The sequence below is a fragment of the Asaia spathodeae NBRC 105894 genome, assembly GCF_025994195.1.
GTDB lineage: Bacteria > Pseudomonadota > Alphaproteobacteria > Acetobacterales > Acetobacteraceae > Asaia > Asaia siamensis.
In genome coordinates this window covers 59,139-79,701 of the sequence record NZ_BAPY01000003.1, presented here as the reverse complement: position 1 = coordinate 79,701, position 20,563 = coordinate 59,139, and the positions used below count along the sequence as shown (strand labels likewise).

The following is a 20,563-nucleotide window of genomic DNA, read 5'->3' as shown; positions in this document are numbered from 1 at the left end:
GCGCCCAGCTTGCGCTTCCGATCCCTCACGATGGAGGATGGCATGTCCAACACACGCTCGCAGCTGCCGTTCTCAGTCGTCGCAGGCCAGGACATGAAGCCGAACGGCGTATTGCCTCACGGCATTGCCAACGGGCTGGTCTGGGCCATCAGGGCGAGGCCGGGTGAAGATCCTGTGCCGCTCGAGCCGCATGAGATCGAGAGCCTGCTCAATGATCGCACGCCACCCTCGAATTATCCCAAACCTTCGGAAAGCTGGGCCTGGCTGCATTTCGACACCGTGCACAGCTCGGCCCGACAGCATGTAGCCACCCTGCCCTGCCTGCCGGAGGACGTCAGCGCCATGCTGGCCGAAACCGAATATGGCGTCATGCTGGAGGCCCTTCCCGGTCTCGTATGGGGCGCGCTCCCTGCTTTTGACGATGCCGTTTCGGAAGAGGATCGCGATATCTGCGCCTGGCGCTTTGCCATGCGCCCCGATCTGCTCATCACGACACGACGCAACCCGATACCGGTTCTGGGGGCGGCGTTTCGCACGCTGCGGGCAGACTCCATTCCGCGCAGCCCCGCTGGGGTGATCGATCGTGCCCTGCGCGAATTTACCGGCAGTGTGCGTCGTCAGATCGGCAAGCTCGATGACGAACTCGACCGTGCCGAAGACGCGCTGCTTCTGATCGAGCGTCGCACCGACCTGGGTCATCTTGGTGGTATTGTCGGTAAGGGCCGTCGTCGCGCAACCGAACTACGTCGCGTCGTAACCCCGATCGACCGTGTGTTGCGTGACGAGGATCTCGAACTGCCGGAATGGGCCGAAGACGAGCTGCGTGATCGTACCGAGCGTCAGGTTCATGCGGCGCTGGACGACATGATCGCGCTTCTTGATCGCGCACGCTCGCTTCAGGACGAACTGGGCTCCTCCCAGGCCGAAGAGACGAACCGGCGTCTCTATATTCTGACTGCTGCCACCATTCTCATGTTTCCCGCGACGCTCGTGACCGGATTTTTCGGCATGAATACGGGCGGCATGTATCTGGCCAGCGGGCAGCTCGGCACACTCGAGGCAGGTGCCGTGTGCTTTATCGCCATGATCCTGACCTGGGTGTTCCTGAAGCTCGCCCGCCTGCTCTAGGCTGGTTTCAGGCCGAATGGTCCCGACCGGGTGTGAAAGCCGCCCGTTCGATCTGCTCCCAGGGGCCGCGCAGATAGCGCCACAAGGTCAGGGCTGCGGCAGGATGGGCCTCCCGCATCGGTTCGGCCAGCAGCCGGTGATGCAGGTCGCGCGCCTGCTCTGGTGACACCTTGTTCTGTACGGTCAGATGCGGTCGCCATGGCGCCTGATCCTGCCTTGTCATTCTGTCTTTAGGTATGAGCGCGCAGAACGACGCGCGTATTGCCGCGCCCTCCGGGCTCGAGAGGCGATACGCCACGCCTTTTCCCAGCAGATAAGGCGCGCCGATCGTTACGAGAGGGGCCGGGCATGGCTGTCTCATGAGGGTCTGAACCTGCGTCAGATACTCCGCGGGCAAGGCATGAAACAGGGTGACATGGGCAGGCACGATATTCCGCTCGCGTGGAAAATACAGGTCGCGCTGCGCCTGCGCCCAAGCCTGCTCTTCCGGCGCTAATTCGAGCGTCATGATCAATGGCGCTTCGCTGGGTTCGTGCACGGTTTCTCCTCTCTCCGCCCGGGTGGGAGCCAGAGCGGTTCAGCCGCAGCTATGGTTGCATGAGGAAAAGGCGAAGAGGTCGGCGCGCTCACTCCCCGCCGATATGATGCGTGCCACGGGCGCGGGCGAGGTCTTCCTGATGCTGGCGGGCGGCATAACGGGCGCGCTGTTCATCTGTGCGTTCGGCAGCGCAGGCAGGGCACTGGACGCCTTCGACATAGAGATCTGACAGCTTGTCCTCTGCGGAAACCGGGCGGCGGCAGGCATGGCACAGATCATAGGCACCGGGTTCGAGGCCATGACGCACGGTGACGCGCTGGTCGAAGACGAAGCATTCGCCTTCCCACAGGCTTTCGGATTCCGGCACGTCTTCGAGATATTTCAGAATGCCGCCCTTGAGATGATAGACGTCTTCCACGCCTTCGGAGAGCGCGAAGGCGGTCGATTTTTCGCAGCGTATGCCGCCAGTGCAGAACATGGCGATTTTCGGCTTGCGCCCCTCCGCTTCAAGAGCCGCGCGGCGGGCACGAAACCACTCGGGGAACTGACGAAAGCTCTGGATATCGGGGTCGATGGCGCCCTTGAAGGTGCCGACAGCCACCTCATAGTCATTGCGCGTGTCGATCAGGATCGTATCGGGGTCTGAAATCAGCGCGTTCCAGTCGGCGGCAGGCACGTAATGGCCGACACCGGCAAGCGGATCGATATCAGGCTGTCCCATGGTCACGATCTCACGCTTCAGACGTACCTTCATGCGATTGAAGGGCATGGAAACATCATAGGACAGCTTCCACTCCAGCGCATCGCAGCCAGGCAATGTGCGAATATGGGCAAGAATGGCGTCTATGCCCTCGGGAGTGCCGGCAATTGTCCCGTTGATACCCTCGCGCGCCAGAAGCAGCGTACCCCGAATGCCAAAACTGGTGCAGGCATCCAGCAGGGGAGCGCGCAGCCCGACAGGATCTGCAAAACACGTAAAACGGTAAAGGGCTGCAATGCAGATGGAATGCTGCGGCATGATAGAATTCCCGGTAACCTCAAGAGCTATTCGGGGGGGTCATAGCGCAGGAAGATGCTCGGCTTCCATCATGAATGGTCGAGCCATGCGGGTTTTTGATCGTATTTCGGGATGCCCTTCCCGCGAACGAGATATTAATGATATTTGACTGAAAATCACCCAATCGGTAAATTTCATCATTAATTTAATGAAAAATGAGCGAAATTTAATTGTAGTTCCCCGGTTAAGTTATCACATGCCGCCTTATCACAAAACTTTAACGGTTATGGCCTTAGGATGAGCGGGTCGGGGAGGCTCAAATGGCAACATCGGTGACAGTTCTCAGCGGTGGTAACTGGACTGCGACATACAAAAATGGTGCGACCTGGTATGTGAGCGGCTCAGTGTCTGCCACAGGTGCCGTAACGCTGTCGAATATCGGGACTCTCACCGTTTCCAGCGGTGCCGTCGTGTCGGGGGCAACTGTTACAGGTGGCGTCCCAACGGTTTCCGTTCTGAATGGCGGAACCATGGTCTCCTCTTACGAGCTGAACGGTTACCTGCGCGTAGCGAACGGGGGAGTGGTCTCTGGGAATACCCTCAACTCCACCGAGGTCACCCTGTCTTCAGGCGGGAGTTCGGTCAATGATCTCTTCGTCAATAGTGGATCAGGGACAGATACGAACGCCTATGTCTATGTAAGTTCGGGCGCTTCTCTGGTGGGTGCCACCATGAGTGATGGCGCTGTAGCAGGGCTGGCTCTGTCGGCATTTTCAGGTGCAACGGTGTCGGGGCTGACATTGGGTTCTGGCGCCAGTGCGTATGTGTCTTCCGGCGCTACAGCCTCTGACATCAACACGGGTGCTGGCAGCGTTCTGTCGATGGCTACCTCTTACGGCAGTGGCAGCGCCTATGTGTATGTTCCGCCGCAGAGTGCGGTGGTTCTCAGCGGTGGAACATGGTCAGCTGTATCGATCAACAAAGTCACCTATTATGTCAGTGGCAATGTCTCTGCGACTGGTGCCGTAACCTTTTCGGCAATATCGACACTGACCATTTCAAGTGGCGCAACCGTTTCTGGCGTCACCATCAGTGGCAGTGTGGCGACAGTATCGGTCATGGGCGGTGGGACTCTGGAGAATTCTCTCCTACTCAACGGCTACGTCTCAGCCATGAGTGGCGCGACGCTTTCGAGCAATGTCCTCAATTCGAATGTTGTCTATCTCTCATCAGGTGCGCAATCCATAAATGATACCTATGTCAATAGTGGGTCGGGGGCCGATGGGTATTCGGATGCCTATATCTATAGTGGCGCGAGTATCATCTCTCCCTATATCGGATCGGCGGGTGCGGGCAGTTTCGTTGTGCGCGTGTCCTCTGGTGCGTCGATTACCGACCCGACATTAATTCAGAATGGCGGCCAGCTTCTGGTATCTGGCGGTACCGTAAGCACGACAGACCCGGCCCCCTGCTTTCTGGCTGGGACACTCATCGAAACCCATAAGGGGATGGTCGCGGTTGAGGATATCGAGATCGGTGACAAGGTTCTGGCCCGTGTAGGGGGAGTGACCGAGGAACGCGAGGTGATCTGGGCCGGAAAAGCATCCGCGATAATCCGGCCTGATCTGCCGAGTGATCTTTCTGGTTATCCCGTCAGGATACTGAAAGATGCTCTCGGAGAGAGCCTGCCCTTCAAGGACATGCTTATCACTTCAGAACACTGCCTTTTTCTGGATGATGCGTTCGTTCCCGTCCGCATGTTGGTCAATGGAAGCTCTATTTTCTATGATCGAACCTTCAGTGAATACGAGTATTATCACATCGAAACAGAGCATCACTCGGTGATCATGGCTGACGGCGTCTGGAGCGAAAGCTATCTGGATACCGGCAAGCGCCAGTCTTTCCGGCAGACCGGAGCGGTGCATGTTCTGGGTGCGCGAACACTGGACTGGCATATCGCCGCCGCCGCCCAACTGAGGACTGACCGCGCGTTCGTTGAGCCGATCTTCGAGCGTGTAGTGGCCCGTGCTGCGCTTAATGATGTGCAGACCCGTGATGGCACTCAACTGGAGACGACGCTCGATCCGGACCTCTATATCGTTACAGAAGCAGGTGAGTGGATTGGACGCAGTCGATCCAGAGACGGTCACTATGTTTTCGTTCTGCCGGACAACGCCCGTGACGTGCGTATCGTCTCCAACACAAGTCGCCCCAGTGACGCTATTGCGCCTTATGTCGATGACAGACGGCGCCTCGGCGTTCTGGTGGGAGCGATCACGCTTTTTGACAGCTGGGAAACAGTCAATCTGCCGGGCGCGCTCAATAATGCTGGCCAGAATGGCTGGAATAATCTCGAGCCGTGCGGCAGACGCTGGACAAATGGCAACGCCGCCTTGTCTCTGCCTGAGCGCCGTCCGGGAGGGGTGACTCTTCTCGCGCTCAGGATTGATGCTGCCGGCCCATACCTCAAACCGCGCTTTCCGGCAGAAACCGCTTATTACGGAAGTGTCGACGACGAAGACTATGCTCAGGCGCTGCGTCGCGCCTGACATTTCCTTCAGGCAGGATCAGTAGCTCATGCTGATCTGCCCCAGGAAGGTACGGCCGCCGGAAGGGGTGGCACGGTTCGAGAAAAGGCTCTGATAATTCAGACGGTTTGCCAGATTGTATCCGTTCAGGGCGAGCTTCCAGTGCTTGCCGAGACGATGCGAGACAACCGCATCGAAATCGAGATTGGCCGGCACGCGCAGCGTATTGGTCGTGTTCAGCCAGACCTGCTGACGCCAGGTCATGCCGCCACCGAACGAGACGTTATAGGGAGTATTCGGGAAAGCTTCGTACACAGACCACAGCGTTGCCTGGTTATGCGGCACATACTGCACCTGCTTGCCCACGGCTGCTGCGGTATCGGAGGCCAGAGTGTCGCTGTCATACAAGGCGTAGGTAGCCGAGACATTCCACCCACGCATGATCATGCCGCTGACAGAGAGTTCGAGACCCTGATTGCGCTGCTTGTCGCTTGAGCCCAGCACCTGGCCCGTAACCGGGTCGGCATTGATGGCGTTGTTCTTTTCCAGACGGAACAGCGAGGCCGTAAAGCCCATACGGTCATGAAAAGCGCTGTATTTCGCACCCACTTCATAGAGCGTGGCCTTTTCCGGGCTGGCGAAGGAGTTGGTGCCGGGGCGGATCGGCACGGAGCCATTGGTCACATACATGCCGCTCGGCGTGGTCGAGGTCGCCCAGGTGAAATAATAGGTCTGATGCTCGTCCGGCGTGCCGACAAGGCTGACATTGGGATTAAAGACGCTGCTGACCTGATGGTAATGGATGTCGGGGTTGGTCTTCACGTTGCCGCCCGTCAGATTATAGCTGGTCTGCCAGCGATCCCAGCGGAAGCCGCCCTTTACCGACAGCCAGTTGGTCAGCCAGATCTGGTCATAGAAGAACAGGCCCGTGTCAAAGCCATAGCCATTGGAATGCGACTTGGCGCCCAGCGCACCGAGCGAGACCAGACCAGCGGGGTTCAGGTCGCCCGGTACCAACTGCAGATTGCCAACATAGGGGTCCGGGTTGACCAGAGAGGCATAGGGCTTGGCCTTGAGATAGGTCGATTGCGAGCGCACGTCATTGACGCGTTCGAGATCGAAGCCGGTCACGATCTGATGCTTCAGGAAGCCCGTGCGGAAATCGGCGACCATCGAGCCGACATTCTGAACCGACCAGCTTGTCTGCTGATAGGGCAGGGGCGCCATAGTGGTGCCTGGTCCTTTGCCATTGCCCGCGCCACTGGGGCCAGAGCGCGCGACGAGCGCCGAAGCCGGGTTGCCCAGGAAGTAATTATTGACGCAGGTCGCGTCGCAGGTCGCCTTCGAGGCTGCGAAGGTCCGGTAGAACTGGCCGCCACGCAGATCATCGTAGAATTTGATGTGGTCGTTGAGTTTGTAGGAGAAACGCGCCGTTTCCATATTGTCGTTGGTGGCGTTCTGGTCGTTGTTCGTGCCGTAGAAATTGGTCCGCCGAATACCGTATTCTGTAATCGGACCGCCAATCTTGGCGCCCGGCGGCGTGACGACAGGCACACCGAAATCGGGGATCGAATTCTCCTGCTGATGCATATATTGCAGCACGAGCGTGGCGCGGTTGCCGAGCCCGAAAGCGATCGAAGGTGCGATGCCCCAGCGATGCGAATAGAGGAAGTCGCGACCGACAATATTATTCTCGTTGCCCATGCCGGTGATGCGAAGCGCCGTATGGTCGTCGAGCTTCTTGTTGACGTCGAGTACGCCGCGATAATACGAGCCCGAACCGCCATTGAATTCAGCGCCATAATGATCGGTCAGGGTCGGTGTCTTGGTCACCATGTTGATGGCGCCGCCCGTCGTGCCGTTACCGAACACCTCAGATGACGGCCCCTTGATGACCGAGATCGTCTCGAGGTTGAACGCATCGCGGCTATAGACGCCGAAATCGCGCAGACCGTCCTGGTAGATATCGTTCTGGGCCTGAAAGCCGCGGATGAGAAACTGGTCGCCATTCATGCCGCCCGCGCCTTCGCCAATCGAAGACGTCACACCGGGCACGTTGCGCAGGGCTTCATCAACAGATTTCACGTTCTGCTGCTTCATCAGCATCTGCGGCACGATATTGATCTGCTGCGGCGTATGCAGCGCGTCTTGCGGCATGCGCGAAAGGCCAATCGGGTCTTTCAGCGTGTTGAAGCCGTTCCCCATGACCGTGATCTGTTCATCGGACTTGTCCCTGTCGCGTTTTTCTTCCTTGCGCTGACGTTGGGGCTTCTTGTCCTTTCGGGCATCGACATCATTCGTGGCGGCATGGGTGTGAGTTGCGCCCAGGACGAGACCGGTCAGCATCGGGAGAAGAGACAGGGATTTGCGCGTAGGGGAACGCATGTGGCGCGATGCTCCGTGATGTTGCGAGAATTTCGCAACTTCATAATGAAAGCGCGACTGAGTCTCAATTGATTTGTTGCGAAATGTGTTTGTTAATTTCGCAAGTGTTAAAAATGAAACACTGGAATATTCCTATCTGTCACGTCGGTTCTCGTGTCTGCGAAAGAGAAATGGGCTGTCAGTGCCAAATAAATCCAAGGAAAAACAGGCTCGTAAGATCTGAAGCGTCGAGCGCACTCGCATGCGGGTATGTGGCACGCGCAAGCCGGCTTTTCCGGCACCACCTGGTTGGCCCCACGGTCAGGGCTCACGAAACAGTCTCTTGATCTGGGGGGCGTTTTGGGGAAGGTCGAGGGAACGCCGTCTCTGTGGCCCACCTGGCCGCAAAGAGAAAAATTCTGGTCGAAGGAGCGCGTTGATGACGTCTGAAAGCCATAGTTTCAGCAATGGGCGATACACGGCACGGGTTGCCGCCCTGGGGGCAGAGCTGTGCTCGTTATGCGATGAAACGGGGCGCGAACTGATCTGGAGTGGTGGTGCCTGGCCACGTCATTCGCCGGTACTCTTTCCGATTGTGGGTCGCCTGCTCGATAATCATGCCCTGATCGATGGGCTGGATTATACCCTCACCCAGCACGGTTTTGCCCGCGATCGTGTCTTTCGCTGGGTCGAGCGGACGCCGACCGGCTGCGTTCTGGTGCTCGAAGACGACCCAACCAGCCGCGCCTTGTTCCCCTTCGCGTTCAGACTGACGCTCAGCTACAGCCTCGATGATGAGGGGCTGCATCTGCGCTATGATCTGGCAAATCCTGACAGTCTCAGCGTGCTTCATGCCTCTCTTGGCGCGCACCCGGCTTTTGTCTGGCCTTTCCAGCCTGATACGCAAAAGACCGACTACGTTATCGATTTCGAGGCGCCCGAGCCTGAATCGCTGGCCGTTTTGTCCGAGGGGCTTATCGCGGAAGGGGAGCGGCCAAGCCCAGTCAGCGGCACAAGAATCCAGCTTGATGACAACCTCTTTGAAAACGATGCGCTGATTTTCATGAATCCAGCCAGCCGCAGCCTGCGTTTTCACGCAGATAAAGGCGAAGCGCTCGTCTTTTCCTGGCACGGTTTCGAGCAGCTTGGCCTGTGGATGAAGCCGGGCTCGGATTTTCTCTGCATCGAACCCTGGCAGGGCTATGCCAGCCCTGTCGATTTCGACGGGCCCTTCGAGCAGAAACCAGGTCTGCTGCATCTGCAACCCGGTGCGCAGTGGTGCGCGGGCTGGTCGGTGCGTCTCGGTGACTGACCGCACGCAGTGAGGGCGCCTGTCATCATAACATCCCTTGCATGATCGGTCGGGTGGTGGAACGTTCAGGCCCTTCGCCCCCTGATCCCGATCCGAGGTTTCATGATCCGACGCTCGCTTTGTGCCGTTTCGGCGCTTTTTACGGTCACACTTGTCACGTCTTTTTCCGAGCAGGCCCTGGCCTGGGGGCCTTATGGCCACGCCATTGTCGCTGATATTGCACAAAGCCGCCTGACGCCTCAGGCGACGAGCGAGGTCACGCGACTTCTGGCCCTGGAAAACCACCAGACACTCGATCAGGTGGCCTCATGGCCCGATACGATCGGCCATGTGCCCAAGGACAAGGGCGGCCTGCCCCAGACCCTGCCCTGGCATTATGTCGATACCGACGCGAAATTTGCGACCTATGACATGGCGCGCGATTGCGGCAACGATATCTGCGTCACCGAAAAACTGCCCGAGATGGAAAAAATCCTGGCCGATCCCAAGGCGGCACCGGCCGATCGTCTGGTCGCCCTGAAATGGATCGTGCATCTCGCTGGCGATCTGCACCAGCCTCTTCACGCCGCCGAGCGCGATCACGACAAGGGCGGCAACATGGTGAAGGTCTCGTATTTCGGCCAGGATCGTGACGGGCATGAAAACCTGCACTCACTCTGGGACGAAGGCATCATGGATCATGAGCGCCATCTCGTGGTGGGGCCGCATTATTCCATAGATTTCACCAGGGCGCGTGAAGAAGCCGATCGTCTGAACGCCCAGATCACGCCGGGCCAGGCTGCGTTCTGGACCGGCGATTTCTCGGCGGGAACGGTGCATGACTCGGTTGTGAAATGGACCGATGAAAGCCATGCCCTGGCCCGTGATGTTGCTTATGGCGCCCTGCCCGCAGGCAGGAAGAAAGACCTCGGCGAGGCCTATACGGCTATCGCCTTTCCGGTGATCGAAACCCGTCTGCAGCAGGCAGGTGTGCGTCTGGCAGATCTGATCAACACGGCCTTTCCGACCCCCTGATGGATCGGGCGAGGGGCGTTGTCAGGCAACGCCCCGTTTGCAGGATCAGAGCTGGCCGAAGATCCGCTGATAGAAAGCCAGTTCTCTGGCAAAGCTGTCCTTCAGGGTCTGTTCCTGACGAAAGCCATGGCCCTCGCCTTCATAGACATGAAGTTCAGAGTGCCTGCCCAGTGCCAGCAGGCCGTCATGCATGGCCTGCGCCTGCGCCAGAGGGACGACCTTGTCGAGATCGCCATGCAGGAACAGAACAGGCGCCGTGATTTCCGAGACATGGGTGAGGGGCGAACGCGCCAGATACAGGGCTTCCTGCTCGGGATAGGGACCAATCAGCCGATCGAGATAGCGGGATTCGAACTTGTGCGTATCCCCGGCCAGGGCGCGCAGATCGGCCACGCCATAAAGCGAGCACCCGGCGGCAAAGACATCGGATGACGCCAGCGCCGTCAGCACCGTAAGACCGCCCGCACTGCTGCCCCGAATGACGCAGCGCTCCGGGTCGGCAAGGCCCTGTGCGATGACATGACGCACGGCAGCGATGCAATCCTGCACATCGACGACGCCCCATTGACCCTCAAGTGCCTCGCGATAGGCGCGGCCGAACCCGGTCGAGCCTCGATAATTGACGTCCAGCACGGCAAAGCCATGGCTCGTCCACCACTGCACCTTGAAAGAGAAAGCGGCGTTGGCGCGCGCCGTCGGGCCGCCATGGGCCATCACGACGAGTGGCGGGCGCTCCTTTGTCGCAAGACTGTGGTGACGATTGGCTGGTGCATAATAGAGCGCGTGGGCGGTCTGGCCTCCCTCTGACGGGAAGGTAAGCGCGACAGGCGCCGCGCAGTCGCTTGCATCTATTCCATCGGGGAAGGTGAAGGCCTGTCTGATCCGGTTGGTATCTTCGCCAATGACGATGGCCGGGGGGGCATCTGGCGGCGTATCGATCCAGGCGAGCGTGCCATCGAACGGCACGGGACTCTGGGCAGCATTGCGTTCAGGCTGGTCAGTCCACACGCCGTTTTCCAGAATACCGATCCGGCTGACGCCCTCGTTCACGATCTGCGCCATGAGACGTCCATCGGCCAGAGGGATCAGACTGCGCTGACCGAACACCCAATGAGGAAATCCGGTTTCTCCCTTCGGGTCGGGTAGCCATTCCGGAGCCTGTTGTGGGTCGATCGAAATCCGGCAGGGTCGCCAGGAGCCGTCTGCATCGCCGCTGGCGAGCAGCGTGCGGGCGCTTTCCCAGACAGGATCGACCACGCTGCATCGCGTGGCTGCGCCGCAAACAGCCCGATGAGCGCCAGAATCCGGCACGCCGTCATGCCAGCTGAGCGGTGCTATCGAGAGTGTCGTGGCATCCCAGGGCATGTCCGGGTGGGACCAGGAGATCCAGGCCAGATGGGCATCGTCTGGTGCGGGGCGAGGGGCCGCATAGAAATCATCGCCTTCGATCAGGACTTTCTCGGTCTGACGGTCCAGCCAGACAACGGCAGCCTTTGCCTCGCCCGGCTCGCGTGAATCTTCACGCACGCAGAACACGCCGCGTTCTGCCGCGTCAAAAGCGAACTCGGCATAGGTGCAGCCTGTGCTGGCAGCGAGGGCGACCAGGGTACCGTCGGTTTCCCTGAGCCAGACCGCGCCGGTCTTGCGATCGCTGAACACCACGCGCTGCGTTGGCGATACACGATAGGCCCCTCCGCCATATTCGTGCACGCGTGAACCCACATCATGGGTTGATGGTAATAAATCCTGAGGCGTTCCATTGCGTTCAACGCTGACAAGGGCCGTGCGCCCCCCTTCCTGCGGTCGCCCTTCGAGCCAGTACAGCCTGTCTCCGGCGGCCTGAAGCTCGGCAAGGGAGACGCTGCGGCCCGCCACAAGGTCTGGTGAGACCCATGAGGGCCAGGAACCGGAAGGGATCGGAGATGGATTCGTCATAGGATTCAAGATAATCCGACAGAAACCATCTGACGAGTTTTCCTGGGAGCGGCTTTCAGGCATCAAGTCGGACTCTTTATCGCCAAGCCCACCAAGGATAAGAGCCCTGCTGCATTTTCTGGAACATCTGCTGAAGGAGTACGGCTACGGCATCGTTGGCGTGGTTGTCATGCTGGAAAGCATGGGTCTGCCCCTGCCCGCCGAAAGTCTGATCATCGGCGCAGCGCTCTATGCGGCCACGACCCATCATCTCGAGATACGCTGGGTGGTTGTCGCGGCTGTGACCGGCGCCATCATGGGCGATAATTTCGGCTATCTGATCGGGCGTTCCGTCGGCTTCAAGCTGCTGCAGAAACATGGCGGCAAGGTTGGGCTGACCCATGAGCGCCTGCTTCTGGGGCGGTATCTGTTCAAGCGTCATGGCGGGACGGTCGTTTTCGTCGGGCGTTTCGTCGCCATTCTGCGCGTCTTCGTGGCCTTGCTGGCCGGGGCAAATCACATGCCCTGGAAATCCTTCCTCTGGCATAATGCGCTCGGTGGCGTGGTCTGGGCGGGTGGCTATGCGGTGGCGACCTATTTTCTTGGCAAGGAGATTTTCAGCCTTTCCGGCCCCCTTGCCATCGGTATCGGGTCTCTGGTCGTGCTGTTCCTTGGGGTCAGCCTCTATTTCCTCAAGAAAAACGAAAAGCGCCTGACGGATGAGGCTCTGAAAGAGGCCAAGGCCGAGGCTCCAGCTGAAAAGGATGCGACATGAGCGAGACAGTCTATCCATCCAGCCAGGGGCAAACGGCCATCGTCACCGGTGCAACTGGTGGTCTGGGTCTTGCTACTTCTATCGGTCTGGCGCGCAACGGGGCAGAAGTGATCGTGACCGGTCGCAACGCCGAAAAAGGGCGCGAGGCTCTTGCCACGATCGCGAGGGCCGTACCCGGTGCGAAACTGCGTTTCGAAGGGCTCGATCTGGCCTCTCTCGCCTCCATCGCGCGCTTTGCCGACCGCATGAATGGCCAGCCCGTGCATGTTCTGGTCAATAATGCCGGGGTCATGGCGCCGCGGCAGCGCCGCAGCACCCAGGACGGGTTCGAACTGCAATTCGGGACAAATCATCTGGGGCATTTCGCCCTGAGCGGCCGGCTTCTGCCATCGCTGATTGCCGGTGAGGCGCGTATCGTTACGGTCGCCTCTCTCGCCGCCTGGAAAGGCGAGATACCGCTCGATGATCTGAATGCTACCGAAAGCTACCGGCGTTTTGCCCGCTACCGTCAGAGCAAGCTCGCCAATCTCCTGTTCAGCCTGGAACTCGACCGCCGCGCCAGAGCAGCAGGTGCCCCTCTCCATGTGCGTGCGGCGCATCCCGGCTGGTCGACCAGTTCCATCATCACCAATAGTGCGGCTCTGGATATCTCCCGGTCGCCTGTGAGCCGTGCCCTTGCCATGATCCAGGATCGTCTCGGGAATGTGTTGTTCCGCCTGATGGGGCAGGATGTGACCGCAGGTGCTGCACCGTTTGTCTATGCAGCGCTCTCTCCCGCCGCACGGAATGGCGGTTATTACGGTCCTCAAGGGGCTGGAGAGAGACGTGGACCGCCCGGTCCGGCCATGCTTCCCCCCTCCGCCATGGGGCTTTCCCTAGCTGAAAAGCTCTGGCAGGCTTCTGAAAACATGACCGGTGTACGGTTTGAGTGGGAGAGAGTTCGATGAGCATGACCCTATCCGTTTTCAAGGAAAGCCTCGAAGACGGTATTCCGCCCCAGGGCCTCTCTCCCGCTCTGCTCGCCCTCTGGTGGGGAGGCCGCTCTGACTGGCCCGCCGCCCATGAAATCGTGCAGGCGAACGAGCAGGACCCGGAATGCAACTGGGTTCATGCCTGGCTGCACCGTGTGGAAGACGACGCCGATAACGCGCGCTACTGGTATCGCCGCGCAGGTCACGCCATGGGTCACGGCCCGGTTATGGATGAGTGGCAGGTCATCGTGATCCGCCTGCTGAGCGGCTCTGGGTATTAAGCTGCCTGCAGGCTGCCCCGCCTCCGTTAGAGGCCAGTCTCTGAAAACTGATTGATCAAAAAGCGGGGATCAAAGGGGTGCGCCCCTTTGCGGGTTCAGGGCGGAGCCCCGAGTGTGGTCCTGCACGGGGCGCTGCCCCGTCCCCCGCCAAAGGACGGTCGTCCTTTGGAAACCTGATTTGACTCAAGCGGGGATCGAAGGGAGGCCCCTTCGCGGGTCCGGGGCAGAGCCCCGGAGAAGCGTTTCAGCCTTCCTGCTTGGGCAGGTTTTCAGCGATGTAAGGCGGCAGGTTGAACGCGCCGACATGGATTTCCGGCGTCCAGTAGCGTGTCGTGCCGAGAATGCCTGCGGCTTCGGCGCGCGCGCGGACATCTTCCACGCTCTGCTTTGTGGGGTTTGCACCCTTGGCAGCAACGCCCAGCGTCATGAAGCCACCGACATAGGTCGGTACGGCGGCAACGTAAGCCGAGACATGAGGGAAGAAACTGGCGCGACGGGCGCTGGTCTCACGCAGTTCGTCTGCCTGCATGAAGGGCACGCCGCACTGATTGACGATGAGACCCTGTGCCGAAAGGATACGGGCGCAATCCTTGTAGAAAGCGTCGGTAAAGAGCACTTCGCCCACACCGATCGGATCGGTGGAGTCGACGATGATGACATCGAACGAACCGTCTTCGGCCTTGGCGACGTAATCGATGCCGTCACCGACGATGACATCGGCGCGCGGGTCGTTCCAGGCATCGCCGGCGATGTTGGGCAGGTGCTGCTTGGAAAGCTCGATCACGGCGCCGTCGATCTCGACCATGACGGCCTTTTCGACGGTCTTGTGCTGCAGCACACGACGCAGAACGCCGCCGTCACCCGCACCGATGATCAGCACGCGCTTGGCGTCGGGATGCGTCAGCAGGGGCACATGCGTCAGCATTTCCTGATAGACGAATTCGTCACGCTCGGTGATCTGGATGACACCATCGAGCACGAGAACGCGACCGTGGAAATCGCTTTCGAACACCACGATGTCCTGAAAGTCGCTCTTGACGCGTGCAAGTTCACGCGTGACGCGAAAGCGCTGGCCCCAGTCGGGGTACAGGGTTTCGTTGATCCAAGATTCAGACATTGCGCTGCCTTTCCCTCATGAAAAAAAGGCCGGGCTGCTCGCCCGGCCTTATCTGCATATCACGCAGATCCTGACATCGGTCAGGCTACGTTGTCGATCTTCTCGCGACCGCGGCGCACTTCGTCAGCGACGACGCGACCGGCCTGGAACAGGCGCTGCATGACCGGAATCGTGAGATTCGGGTCGCAGGCACCGCACATGAACACGTCAACAGCGGCGAAATTGCGCTCGGGCCAGGTGTGGATCGAGATGTGGCTTTCAGCCAGAACGATCACGCCCGACACGCCACCATTCGGCGTGAAGTGATGGAAGTGGCTGTGCAGGATTGTTGCCCCTGCGGTAACCGCGGCTTCGCAAAGCGTTGCGTCGATTGACGCAGGGTCGTCCAGATTCTTGGCGTCCCAGAAATCAATCAGCAAATGATGACCGGCGAAGCGTTCACCATCACGCTCAATAAAGTAATCCTTGCACACCTCTTCATGAGATGTGTTCGATGCGACAGTCTGGTTATCTCTCGGGAGTCCCGATACCATCCCCAGTTGAGCAAGTGCGTTCATCACGTACCTCTAAACCAGCAGACAGCCTGTTGGGCAACATGCCCCCTTGGGCCAAGGCCGCGCAATTAAAGGTCATACCCCCCGGATGCAAGAAGTTTTTGCACCCGGTCATCGTATTTTCATCAAACGGTCAGAACTGACCCGTCATCCGCGCACGATACGGAAGGCGCCGAAAAACTCGACACTGACGATCAGGGGGGCGCAAGCCTCGTCAAGGGCGGCAAAGGCCTCGGGGTGGTCGGTCTTGAACTCAAGATAATCCTGATAGGACGCCCATTCGTCGATCGCGATGTAGCGCCCGGTTTGCATCACGTCTGCGATGAGTTTGGTCCCTCTGAAAGAGGGCTCGTTGCGAAATAGCCGAGCCCATGGGCCTTCAGGCCCATAGGTCGATTCGAACGTCTCGATCTGACTCGGTACGACAGCGTAGCTTCGGACGATCTCGCAGCTCACCTCCGTCAGCCCTTCGTGGCGATCGATCTGTCCCTGGAGCCCAGATCGGCAAAGGCTTCTTCCAGACGATCGACAATGCTCTTCTCGCCGACGCGCAGCCATTTGCGCGGATCGTAGAACTTCTTGTACGGCGCGTCGGTCTCGGGGTCGATCTGATGCAGGAACGCCTTGGGGTGGTCGAGCACATACTTCCCGATGCCATTGGCGAAGGCGAACTGAACATCGGTGTCGATGTTCATCTTGAAGACACCATAGGAGACGGCAGCGGTGATCTTGTCCTTCTCCGAACCCGAACCGCCATGAAAGACGAGAGCCAGAGGCTTGGGGCCGAGGCCGGTCTTCTCGGCGACATGTTCCTGCGAGTGAAGCAGGATCTCGGGACGAAGCTGCACATTGCCGGGCTTGTATACGCCGTGCACATTGCCGAATGACGCAGCAACCGTGACGTGACCGAGCGGTGAGAGGCGGTTCCAGGCAACCAGAACGTCTTCGGGCTGGGTGTAGAGATGGGCGTTGTCTTCATGATCCTCGAGATCATGACCAACGCCGTCTTCCTCGCCGCCGGTGACGCCGAGTTCGATCTCGAGGCTGATCCCGAGCTTGGCCATGCGGGGCAGCAGGCGCGCACATTCGGCCAGATTGTCTTCCAGCGGTTCGGCCGAAAGGTCGAGCATATGCGACGAAAAGAGCGGCGGCCGGCCAGCGGCGACCTCTGCCTCACTCAGATCGAGCAGCCCTTCCACCCAGGGGATGAGTTTGCGATCGGCGTGATCGGTGTGAAGAATGACGCAGATGCCATATTCTTTGGCGAGGAGATGCACGTGGCGTGCCATGGCTGCAGCACCCAGCACGCGTGCCTTGTGCTGGTCGGCCAGTCCTTCACCCGCATAGAAGCGGGCGCCGCCATTGGAGCATTGAATGATGACATCCGAGTTGTTACGGGCTGCGGCTTCGAGAACCGCATTGACGCTGTCGGTGCCGACAACATTGATGGCCGGCAGGGCATAACCGCCCTCCTTGCAGGCGTCGATCAGGGCGAGATAGTCATCACCTGTGACAACTCCCGGGGGCAGGGCTCGGCTGGGGCGCGACGCATTCGGGCTTGTAGGGGTCATAATGATCTCATGTCTCTGATAACGGGTCGTCACGGCTATTTTATCGCTATCTGACAAAGCCGTGCCTAGACCTTTCATGGACACATTGAAGTCATTCTCGTTGCAGAACCACAGGATTTACGCGGGTTTGACAGTTTATCCTTGCGCTGATCGACCCGTTCGGTCAGTTTTGTCGCCTCTCTCCACGGGAATGATGCGACACATGTCCGACCCGCCGGATCGGGGCATGATTAACGCAGAGAACAGGTGGGCCGTTTGAACAAGAAAGAAGAGATCTCCTTGCCGACGACGGAAGAGCGTCAGGAAGAGAGCGTCTCGTGCAATGCGAAGCGCCGCCAGATTCTGGATGGCGCCGAGGCGATCTTTCTCGAATCCGGCTATGAAGGGGCCTCGATGTCCCAGATTGCCTGTCGTGCCAGGGTGTCGAAGGGCACGCTTTATAATCACTTCGAAAACAAGGCGGCTCTTTTCGGCGCTGTCATTGAGGATCTGAGCCGAAGCAAGCTCGCGCCCGCCATCTGCCAGAGCCATCTCACCGCCATCACCTGTGCTGAGGCGTTTGCACAGCTTGCCGAGCGCTTCATCAGCATCCTGCTTCAGCCCGGCCCGCTTCGTCTGTATCGCATCATCGTGTCCGAAGCGCCGCATTTTCCTGATCTTGCCGATACGTTCTGGCGTCATGGTTTTGGCAGGACACTCAGCACGATGACCCAGTGGATTGAATTCTGGATCGAACGCGGGGCGATCCGGACCGATGATCCGGTTTTTGCTGCCGAGCAGTTCATGGCGCTCTGTCAGACGCGGCTCGTGCAGCGCAAGCGTTTTGAACTGCCAATCGATAGCAGTGAAGAGCAGATCCGGTTCGTTGCCGGACGTATCGGCAAGGCGTTCGTGGCTATTTATGGAACCGAAGCCGAGCAGGCTGCGGCACGACAGGCGTAGATTCCGGTTTCGTGGCGGCTATGGCGCCAGACGGGCCGCCGCTCTGATTCTGGTGCGGGATGTGATTTTAAAAACGGCGTGGCAGTGTCTATAGCGGGCGTCATCACGTCCCGTTGCAAAGTGTCGCCTGATGAATTGGTCCCGTTTTCGGCTATCTGGACTTGCCGCCTGTCTGGGTTTGATCGCTTCGACCTGGAATGTGGCCATGGCAGGCGCTGTGGTGCCTGTAGAGCAGGCCGAAGTGGTGGCCGTTCTGCCGCATGATCCGACTTCATTCACCGAAGGTCTCTTTTTTCAGGACGGCTCGCTGTTCGAGAGTACCGGACGGGTCGGGCATTCCGTCATACGCAAGGTGGCGCTTGATACGGGCAAGGTTCTGGCAGAGAGTGTTCTGCCTGACGGCTATTTCGGTGAAGGTATCGTCGCCTGGCATGACCGGCTGATCAGCCTGACCTGGCGCAGCGGAAAAGGCTTTATCTGGAGCTATCCCGGTCTGGCGAGAATCGGAGGATTTTCCTATCTCGGCGAAGGCTGGGGCCTGACTCATGACGACCGGACGCTCATCATGTCCGATGGAACGCCCTGTCTGAGGCGCCTCGACCCTGTGACACTTCATGTCCTGGCAAAGCTTTGTGTAACAGCGGGCGGCGTGCCGGTAAGAAGACTGAATGAACTCGAATATATCCACGGTGAAATCTGGGCGAATATATGGATGACGCCGGAAATAGCTAGAATCGATCCCGTAACAGGTGAAGTGAAATCCTGGCTCGATCTCACTGCGCTGCAAGAAAATATTAATTCCTTCGATCCTGATGCTGTCGCCAATGGGATCGCTTTTGATCGAAAAAACGACAGGATATTCGTTACAGGAAAATATTGGCCAAGATTATACCAGATAAAATTTCCTGACCGTAAGCACTGATTTTTTTGTAATAGGCACTTCTTCGGTCTTGATTACATAGATGTGACCAGAAAACGCAGATAATGGTTTATCGGGCCACGAATAACGCTATGAGATGCTCTCGCCCCCCTTGTGGAGCAAATTGAACCTTTGAATTGAACGAGAAGTCCTTGAATTGAACAAGGCACCGTTCACGATGGGATGGAGCGGCACGTGGCATATTCGGATCAAGATTGGCCCCAGGGTACGCAAACCCTTGGTCGTGGTCTTTCAATCATCCTGGCCGTCAAGGCCGGGGTCGACACACTTTCCGAATTGGCGCTCGAAATCGGGTGTACGCGCAGCACAACGCAACGTCTTACTGCGGCGCTGCTGCAGCAGGGCTGGCTGCGCCTGAAATCGACCGGCCGTTACGGGTTGGGAGAGAAGCTGACCACACTGACAGCGCAGGCCCAGACGGCCTCGCCGCTTCTTGGTCTTGCCGCCCCCCTGCTGCAGAATCTCAACGAAACCACCGGCAAGATGGTCCATCTCGGCGTGCGCTCTGACAGCCATGTCATCTATCTCATGCGTCTTGAGGGTCGTCACCCGCTCGCCTTGCGCACGCGCACGGGCCAGCATGTTCCGCTTGCCCGCACGGGCACGGGGCGCGCCCTGATTCTCGATGAGAGCGAAAGCGACTGGGCGCGGCTCTACCGGGCGAGCTATCGCCACATGCCTGCCGGTCTGCCAAGCTGGATCAACCGCATGCGCTTCTATCGCGCCTCTGACTGCGTGTTCGATCTGGAAGATGACGAGATCGGCGTTCACTGTGTTGCCGCGCCCGTGCGCGATGCGACCGGAGCGATTGTCGCCTCGATCAGCGTGACGGAACGTGCCGGCGAGATGCCGCTCATGCGCATGAAGGCCCTGGCGCCCCAGATACGTCAGACCGCTTCGCAGCTCTCGGCAAAGCTGGGCTGGCATGAGCTGAGCGATGTCGCCGACTAGGGCGAGCCGCCGGGAACGGGTTTTCAGGGCATCTGCGACCTGATTACGTGCGTCATGCAGATGGCAGGCAGGTGCTGAGCAATGGCGCATCTCATGTCTGGACGCTATGGGCGCCCGGATACGCCGCAGGATGTGCCCTTCCGGTCTTGCAGAGCTGATCGGGCCAGAGCTCTTTGACCCGCCCCGCTCCTGTGGTGGAGAAGCTAGCCCGCGAATGAGCATTCTCTACAGCGCAGGCGTTTTCAGGGTATTCTGGGGCGTCTCGTAACCCCGTTAAGGCTATCTCAACGCCCTTTCACCGGGGGAAGTTGGTTGGCGCTGTTTCAGTAATGGGATTGCAGGGACAGCATGACGAGCTGGCGCAACGCCGGGACAACCAGATATTGCAGCGCCAGCAGCACCGCCAGCGGGCTGAGATCGAGCATACCGAACTGAGGCAGGATCGATCGCACCGGGTTGAGAACGGGCTCGACGATCCGTCCGAGAAAGACGGCGACATTGTAAACGAAGCGGTTGCTGGGATCGAGAATTCTGAAACCCAGCAGCATGCTCATGACGCAATACAGGACCAGTGCCCAGGTGAAGACCTGGATCAGCATCATGATGATTTTGTAGAGGGTAAGGATCAGCACGTCTGGTCTCTCTGCAGGAAGGCAAGGCACTTCT

General features: G+C 59.0%; 19 protein-coding genes. 10 read left to right on the top strand and 9 right to left on the bottom strand.

The features are described from left to right. The first annotated feature begins 42 nt into the window (after positions 1-42). The gene (locus tag AA105894_RS03090) at positions 43-1,128 is read left to right on the top strand and encodes a CorA family divalent cation transporter (protein ID WP_188427181.1); all 1,086 of its coding nucleotides are present in this window, start codon (positions 43-45) and stop codon (positions 1,126-1,128) included. Between the two features lie 7 nt (positions 1,129-1,135). Here the strand turns inward: AA105894_RS03090 and AA105894_RS03085 are convergent, their stop codons facing one another. Further along, positions 1,136-1,666, bottom strand: coding sequence for a 2'-5' RNA ligase family protein (locus AA105894_RS03085; RefSeq protein ID WP_267310441.1), 531 nt, complete (start codon positions 1,664-1,666; stop codon positions 1,136-1,138). Between the two features lie 88 nt (positions 1,667-1,754). Then, positions 1,755-2,684 (bottom strand): oxygen-dependent tRNA uridine(34) hydroxylase TrhO, encoded by a 930-nt coding sequence (gene trhO / locus AA105894_RS03080; RefSeq protein WP_188427183.1) that lies wholly within the window; start codon positions 2,682-2,684, stop codon positions 1,755-1,757. Positions 2,685-2,983: 299 nt separating this feature from the next. Between trhO and AA105894_RS03075 the strand changes: the two genes are divergently transcribed. Further along, positions 2,984-5,212, top strand: coding sequence for a Hint domain-containing protein (locus AA105894_RS03075; protein WP_267310440.1), 2,229 nt, complete (start codon positions 2,984-2,986; stop codon positions 5,210-5,212). A gap of 18 nt (positions 5,213-5,230) precedes the next feature. Here AA105894_RS03075 and AA105894_RS03070 read toward each other — a convergent pair whose 3' ends face one another. Continuing rightward, a complete protein-coding gene (locus AA105894_RS03070; protein ID WP_373316710.1) occupies positions 5,231-7,396 on the bottom strand; it encodes a TonB-dependent receptor in 2,166 nt (721 codons plus the stop codon). A 598-nt stretch (positions 7,397-7,994) separates the two neighbouring features. Between AA105894_RS03070 and AA105894_RS03065 the strand changes: the two genes are divergently transcribed. Continuing rightward, a complete protein-coding gene (locus AA105894_RS03065) occupies positions 7,995-8,867 on the top strand; it encodes an aldose 1-epimerase family protein (protein WP_267310438.1) in 873 nt (290 codons plus the stop codon). A 102-nt stretch (positions 8,868-8,969) separates the two neighbouring features. Then, positions 8,970-9,881, top strand: coding sequence for a S1/P1 nuclease (locus AA105894_RS03060; protein ID WP_267310437.1), 912 nt, complete (start codon positions 8,970-8,972; stop codon positions 9,879-9,881). A gap of 45 nt (positions 9,882-9,926) precedes the next feature. Here AA105894_RS03060 and AA105894_RS03055 read toward each other — a convergent pair whose 3' ends face one another. After that, on the bottom strand, positions 9,927-11,816 hold the full coding sequence (locus AA105894_RS03055) for an alpha/beta hydrolase family protein (RefSeq protein WP_267310436.1): 1,890 nt from the start codon (positions 11,814-11,816) through the stop codon (positions 9,927-9,929). 169 nt (positions 11,817-11,985) lie between these two features. On the opposite strand from AA105894_RS03055, the gene AA105894_RS03050 reads away from it, so the two are divergent. Genes AA105894_RS03050 through AA105894_RS03040 form a run of 3 tightly spaced genes read left to right on the top strand, consistent with a single transcriptional unit; the run spans position 11,986 to position 13,822 of the window. Further along, positions 11,986-12,570: a DedA family protein gene (locus AA105894_RS03050; protein ID WP_188427189.1), complete on the top strand. Its 585-nt coding sequence runs from the start codon at positions 11,986-11,988 to the stop codon at positions 12,568-12,570. Beyond that, positions 12,567-13,517: an SDR family oxidoreductase gene (locus tag AA105894_RS03045; protein ID WP_267310435.1), complete on the top strand. Its 951-nt coding sequence runs from the start codon at positions 12,567-12,569 to the stop codon at positions 13,515-13,517. Before AA105894_RS03050 ends, AA105894_RS03045 begins: the two co-directional genes overlap by 4 nt. A gap of 2 nt (positions 13,518-13,519) precedes the next feature. Beyond that, positions 13,520-13,822: a hypothetical protein gene (locus AA105894_RS03040; protein ID WP_267310434.1), complete on the top strand. Its 303-nt coding sequence runs from the start codon at positions 13,520-13,522 to the stop codon at positions 13,820-13,822. A 244-nt stretch (positions 13,823-14,066) separates the two neighbouring features. Here the strand turns inward: AA105894_RS03040 and speE are convergent, their stop codons facing one another. The 4 genes from speE to fbaA all read right to left on the bottom strand — a co-directional run bounded on the left by speE (position 14,067) and on the right by fbaA (position 17,064). Then, positions 14,067-14,939, bottom strand: a complete 873-nt coding sequence (gene speE / locus AA105894_RS03035; RefSeq protein WP_267310433.1) for a polyamine aminopropyltransferase — start codon at positions 14,937-14,939, stop codon at positions 14,067-14,069. A gap of 80 nt (positions 14,940-15,019) precedes the next feature. Then, entirely contained in the window at positions 15,020-15,496 is a 477-nt protein-coding gene (gene speD, locus AA105894_RS03030) for an adenosylmethionine decarboxylase (protein WP_025841063.1), read from the bottom strand. Positions 15,497-15,640: 144 nt separating this feature from the next. After that, on the bottom strand, positions 15,641-15,949 hold the full coding sequence (locus AA105894_RS03025) for a hypothetical protein (protein WP_188427193.1): 309 nt from the start codon (positions 15,947-15,949) through the stop codon (positions 15,641-15,643). A gap of 5 nt (positions 15,950-15,954) precedes the next feature. Further along, positions 15,955-17,064, bottom strand: coding sequence for a class II fructose-bisphosphate aldolase (gene fbaA / locus AA105894_RS03020; RefSeq protein ID WP_267310432.1), 1,110 nt, complete (start codon positions 17,062-17,064; stop codon positions 15,955-15,957). A 273-nt stretch (positions 17,065-17,337) separates the two neighbouring features. On the opposite strand from fbaA, the gene AA105894_RS03015 reads away from it, so the two are divergent. From AA105894_RS03015 to AA105894_RS03005, 3 genes are all read left to right on the top strand, one after another. Next, positions 17,338-18,006 carry a TetR/AcrR family transcriptional regulator C-terminal domain-containing protein gene (locus AA105894_RS03015; RefSeq protein WP_373316709.1) on the top strand — a complete coding sequence of 223 codons (669 nt, stop codon included), beginning with the start codon at positions 17,338-17,340 and terminating at the stop codon, positions 18,004-18,006. 130 nt (positions 18,007-18,136) lie between these two features. Further along, the gene (locus tag AA105894_RS03010; RefSeq protein ID WP_267310430.1) at positions 18,137-18,928 is read left to right on the top strand and encodes a glutaminyl-peptide cyclotransferase; all 792 of its coding nucleotides are present in this window, start codon (positions 18,137-18,139) and stop codon (positions 18,926-18,928) included. Positions 18,929-19,120: 192 nt separating this feature from the next. Beyond that, positions 19,121-19,897: an IclR family transcriptional regulator gene (locus tag AA105894_RS03005; protein WP_267310429.1), complete on the top strand. Its 777-nt coding sequence runs from the start codon at positions 19,121-19,123 to the stop codon at positions 19,895-19,897. Positions 19,898-20,220: 323 nt separating this feature from the next. Here the strand turns inward: AA105894_RS03005 and AA105894_RS03000 are convergent, their stop codons facing one another. Further along, positions 20,221-20,529, bottom strand: coding sequence for a YggT family protein (locus AA105894_RS03000; protein ID WP_229719876.1), 309 nt, complete (start codon positions 20,527-20,529; stop codon positions 20,221-20,223). Positions 20,530-20,563 lie beyond the last annotated feature (34 nt).